At 42.8% G+C, this 4,019-nt stretch carries 6 protein-coding genes; 5 read left to right on the top strand and 1 reads right to left on the bottom strand.

Annotated elements, in window-relative coordinates; translation table 11 throughout:
• From IM477_RS05785 to IM477_RS05765, 5 genes are all read left to right on the top strand, one after another.
• Nucleotides 1-796, top strand: a 796-nt coding sequence (locus tag IM477_RS05785) for a WD40 repeat domain-containing protein (protein WP_287730882.1), incomplete at its 5' end; no start/stop codon positions are given.
• A gap of 105 nt (nt 797-901) precedes the next feature.
• On the top strand, nt 902-1,132 hold the full coding sequence (locus IM477_RS05780; RefSeq protein WP_002742722.1) for a hypothetical protein: 231 nt from the start codon (nt 902-904) through the stop codon (nt 1,130-1,132).
• Between the two features lie 3 nt (nt 1,133-1,135).
• Nucleotides 1,136-1,360, top strand: a complete 225-nt coding sequence (locus IM477_RS05775) for a DUF2283 domain-containing protein (protein ID WP_002742721.1) — start codon at nt 1,136-1,138, stop codon at nt 1,358-1,360.
• A 34-nt stretch (nt 1,361-1,394) separates the two neighbouring features.
• Nucleotides 1,395-1,622 carry a DUF8778 family protein gene (locus IM477_RS05770; protein WP_287730881.1) on the top strand — a complete coding sequence of 76 codons (228 nt, stop codon included), beginning with the start codon at nt 1,395-1,397 and terminating at the stop codon, nt 1,620-1,622.
• A gap of 249 nt (nt 1,623-1,871) precedes the next feature.
• Nucleotides 1,872-2,018: a hypothetical protein gene (locus tag IM477_RS05765; protein WP_004161760.1), complete on the top strand. Its 147-nt coding sequence runs from the start codon at nt 1,872-1,874 to the stop codon at nt 2,016-2,018.
• Between the two features lie 686 nt (nt 2,019-2,704).
• Here IM477_RS05765 and IM477_RS05760 read toward each other — a convergent pair.
• On the bottom strand, nt 2,705-3,913 hold the full coding sequence (locus IM477_RS05760) for an ATP-dependent 6-phosphofructokinase (RefSeq protein WP_287730880.1): 1,209 nt from the start codon (nt 3,911-3,913) through the stop codon (nt 2,705-2,707).
• Between the last annotated feature and the right edge of the window lie 106 nt (nt 3,914-4,019).

Here is a 4,019-nt window from a genome sequence, read left to right as displayed (position 1 = left end):
ATTGGTGAGCGGTAGTGATGACGGGACTATCATACTCTGGAATGTAGAAACAGGCCAAAAACTCCACACCTTCAAGGGGCATGGTGGCACTGTCTATAGCGTTAATTTTAGTCCCGACGGCAAGACATTGGTGAGCGGTAGTGATGACAAGACTATCAAACTCTGGAATGTAGAAACAGGCAAAGAAATCCGCACCCTCAAGGGGCATGATAGCACTGTCATAAGCGTTAATTTTAGTCCCGACGGCAAGACTTTGGTGAGCGGTAGTTGGGACAAGACTATCAAACTCTGGAATGTAGAAACAGGCAAAGAAATCCGCACCTTCAAGGGGCATGATAACCTTGTCCGAAGCGTTAATTTTAGTCCCGACGGCAAGACATTGGTGAGCGGTAGTTGGGACAACACCATCAAACTCTGGAATGTAGAAACAGGCAAAGAAATCCGCACCTTCAAGGGGCATGATAACTCTGTCTTAAGCGTTAATTTTAGTCCCGACGGCAAGACATTGGTGAGCGGTAGTGAGGACAATACTATCAAACTCTGGAATGTAGAAACAGGCGAACTAATCCGCACCCTCAAGGGGAATGATGGCTTTGTCACAAGCGTTAATTTTAGTCCCGACGGCAAGACTTTAGTGAGCGGTAGTGGTGACAACACAATTAAACTGTGGAATGGAAGCAATGGTTGGGATTTAGATGCTTTAATGGGGCGTAGTTGCGATTGGGTGCGGGCTTATTTGCACAATCCTAATTCTGATGTTAGGGAGGAGGATAGGGGTTTGTGTGATGGGATTTGATCCCCCCCTGCCCCCCTTAAAAAGGGGGGAGAATTTAGTATCTGGGGAAATTTATCTAAATTTCGTTAAAATTATGATAGAAGGAATCGATCAGAAAAATGATGAATGAAAACTACCCGCTACTTTGAAGAACAAGTCTTGGTCAAAAGACCCTATCTTAAGCGAGAATGGTGTCAACAGGCTATCCAGAATCCAGTTAGACGAGAAATAGAACCAAATGGACGCATTCGTCATTGGTTATACATTCCCGAATTAGGAAAATACTTGCGAGTTGTCACTCTAGATGATGGAGAAACCATTCATAACGCCTTCCCAGATCGTAACTTTAAGGAGTAAAAAATGAAATTTAGTTATTATCCTGAAACCGATTCTCTATACATTAGCCTATCAGAAAAAACAAGCACCGATTCTCAAGAAATCGCCCCTGATATTGTTTTAGATTTTGATAGCGAAGGAAAATTAGTTGGAATTGATATTGATCAAGCTAGTCAAATTGTTGATTTAACTCGTTTAGAAACTGAATCTTTCCCCCTTAATTCTGTTATTTTAGCTCAATCAAAATAGTCTATATTAGAATCAAATAGCCAAAGAGATAACAATGGCTAAAATCTCCATTTTTTTACCCGATGAACTGGTTAATTACCTAGACCAGAAAGTAGAAGATAAAAGCATTTTCATCGCCTCAATTTTACAACAATGGCGACAACAACAAGAAGCAGAAGAACTCGCCCAAGCTTTTTTAGCAGTAGATGAACTAGAATTAGGATGGACTGACGAATGGCAAACAGCAGCGATTATCAACTCGGAAGCATTATGGCTGAAGTAAAACTTAAATCCAAGCATCTAAACTCCTTAAAAAAATTTATTGAAGACGCATTAACCGAAAGACTGCAAGAACTTCAAGAAGGAATTAAGCGCACCCAAGAACGAATAACTTTTTTTGAAAATAAGTAGCTGGTTATAATTAAATTAAAAATGGATTTTAGGTTCGATCCCCCCTGCCCCCCTTGATAAGGGGGGTGCCGATAGGCGGGGGGATCTGATGATTTTTAACGCCTACCTACTTAAGTATCAAATGCAGACACAAGAATTTCTCAGACGATTTGAAAACAATGAATTGCAGCATACCTTAGACTTTGATGAATGGATGGGAGAAGCTTGGATGCTAGAAGCTTTACTGCAAGACAAAGAAGAAATTGAGGAGATAGAATTTGTTGATTAATGACTATTTTCAAGAGATTAGACATCTCATTGAAGCTTGTCCAATAGTTCAATCTTATAACCTCATTACTGATAGTAGAAGTCTTTATGTAGGATTTGCGGCAAAAAGTACGGGCGAAGCATTCGGATAGAAAATCTCTGGTTTCACCGATAGGTTATTGCCCGAATGCTTCGCCCCTACAGGACGCGGGCCGATGAAGACGCAAGGTTTTGAACGACGATTCTCTCAAAATCTTGCACCTGTTTCGCTCGTAAAGCCACAAATTTGACAGAAAAGAATTTGATTCGTCGGGTTGAGAAGGATATACAGTTCGGGTTTATAATGATAAAAGTTTATGCTTAGAAAATTAATTAGGGCTGGCTGAAAAAGTAGGGGCGAAGCATTCGGATAGGAAATCTACGGTTTCAGCGATAGGTTATGCCCGAATGCTTCGCCCCGAAGATGCAAGGTTTTCAACCACGATTCTCTCAAAATCTTGCACCTGTTTCGCAAAATAGGCCCCTAAAACCCTTACCTCGTCTATATTTCACATTTATTCAGCAAGCCCTAATTACACTCTTTTAAAAAGTTTCTTGATTTCTACAGTAGCTGTCAGTATCTCCCGTAATTGTAGGGTTAAGAAATGCCTAATCTTAACCAATTAACAAAGCGAGAAAGTATGAGCAACCCTTCTCGCTTTATTATAACTAAACCAACGCCTCCACAGCTTGCGGAACTACTGCTGTCTCAGTCGTGGGATTTTCCCCTAGGTAAATTCCCAAAGAACGGGCCGTTTTGACGATAAAACCATCAGGATCCACGGGATAGGCACAGCGATTTTCTTGATGACATTGTTTGATAATTTTGATCACTGGTTTCAGGGGCAAACTACGCACTTGTCCCCCGCGCCAAATCACCACGCGATCGAGTTTTCCCTGTTCGATTAATTCTACGGCCTTAATGCCGAAAGCCGTGGCTAACAGTCGATCCATGGCCAAAGGAGGACGACTTCTTTGCAGGTGTCCCAAAGACATGGCCCGCACATCCATGGAATTGAGATAACAGAAGACGGGATCGGTAACGCACAAAGAGCGAGTTTTGTCAAATATTAATTTTTCTAAATAATCGGCAATATACTTCTCTTTTTGGTTATCTTCGTTTTTAACACCCTCAGAAATGACAATGAGAGCGAATTTACGACCTTGAGCGCGTAATTGTGCCAAATGACGACAACAACCGTCGATAATTTCGGGAGTGAGAGCCGGGGTTAATTCGGGAATAAAAATCGCATCGGCCCCCCCGGCAATTCCGGCATGAAGGGCTAGATGACCGGCATCTCTACCCATCACCTGCACAATCATCACCCTTTCGTGACTAGCGGCGGTAAAGGTGAGATCATACAAAGCTTGGGTGACGATATCGACGGCAGTGGTAAAACCGACTGCCCATTCCGTATAGGGAACGTCATTATCGATGGTTTTGGGAACCGCGATAATATTCCAATTGCCTTTCTGGGCGAGATCGTAGATGATATCGATGCTCCCATCGCCCCCGACGACGATCAGGGCATCTAATCCCAGCATTTCGTATCCTTGCAGGATTTTCGCAGCAATTTCTGGGTTTTCGGGATGTCCTTTGCTCAAAGAACCCAAGACACTACCACTAAGAAACTGCAAAACGTCTAATCCTTTCAAGACCCCGGGTAGGTTATAGCCATGCTGAGTCAGGATCAAATCTTGGGGGTGATATTTCCCCTCGGCAATCTGCATAAAACCGTCGGTCCCGTAGGGAATGCCGTACACATCCCAACCCTTGAGTTTTGATGATTTCACCACGGCACGAATTACCGCATTTAACCCCGGGCAATCGCCACCACTGGTCAGAATGCCGATTTTTTTCCTTTGATTCTCGTTCATGGTTATATCCTCCAGGATTTTTTTTTCTTTGTCGGGAGTCGGGTGGGTGTTAGGGTTTTGGGGTGTTAGGGTTTTAGGTTTTTAGGGTTTTAGGGTTTTAGGGTTT

Source organism: Microcystis sp. M090S1 (assembly GCF_020246295.1).
Taxonomy (GTDB): domain Bacteria; phylum Cyanobacteriota; class Cyanobacteriia; order Cyanobacteriales; family Microcystaceae; genus Microcystis; species Microcystis aeruginosa.
Note: the sequence above shows the minus strand (reverse complement) of the source record. Positions and strands in the feature narration are given on the sequence as shown.

Bases quoted from the DNA above. Each gene is read 5' to 3' on its own strand.
- IM477_RS05780 (WP_002742722.1), top strand. From the start codon at position 902: ATGAAAACTACCCGCTACTTTGAAGAACAAGTCTTGGTCAAAAGACCC.
- IM477_RS05760 (WP_287730880.1), bottom strand. From the start codon at position 3,913: ATGAACGAGAATCAAAGGAAAAAAATCGGCATTCTGACCAGTGGTGGC.
- IM477_RS05765 (WP_004161760.1), top strand. From the start codon at position 1,872: ATGCAGACACAAGAATTTCTCAGACGATTTGAAAACAATGAATTGCAG.
- IM477_RS05775 (WP_002742721.1), top strand. From the start codon at position 1,136: ATGAAATTTAGTTATTATCCTGAAACCGATTCTCTATACATTAGCCTA.
- IM477_RS05770 (WP_287730881.1), top strand. From the start codon at position 1,395: ATGGCTAAAATCTCCATTTTTTTACCCGATGAACTGGTTAATTACCTA.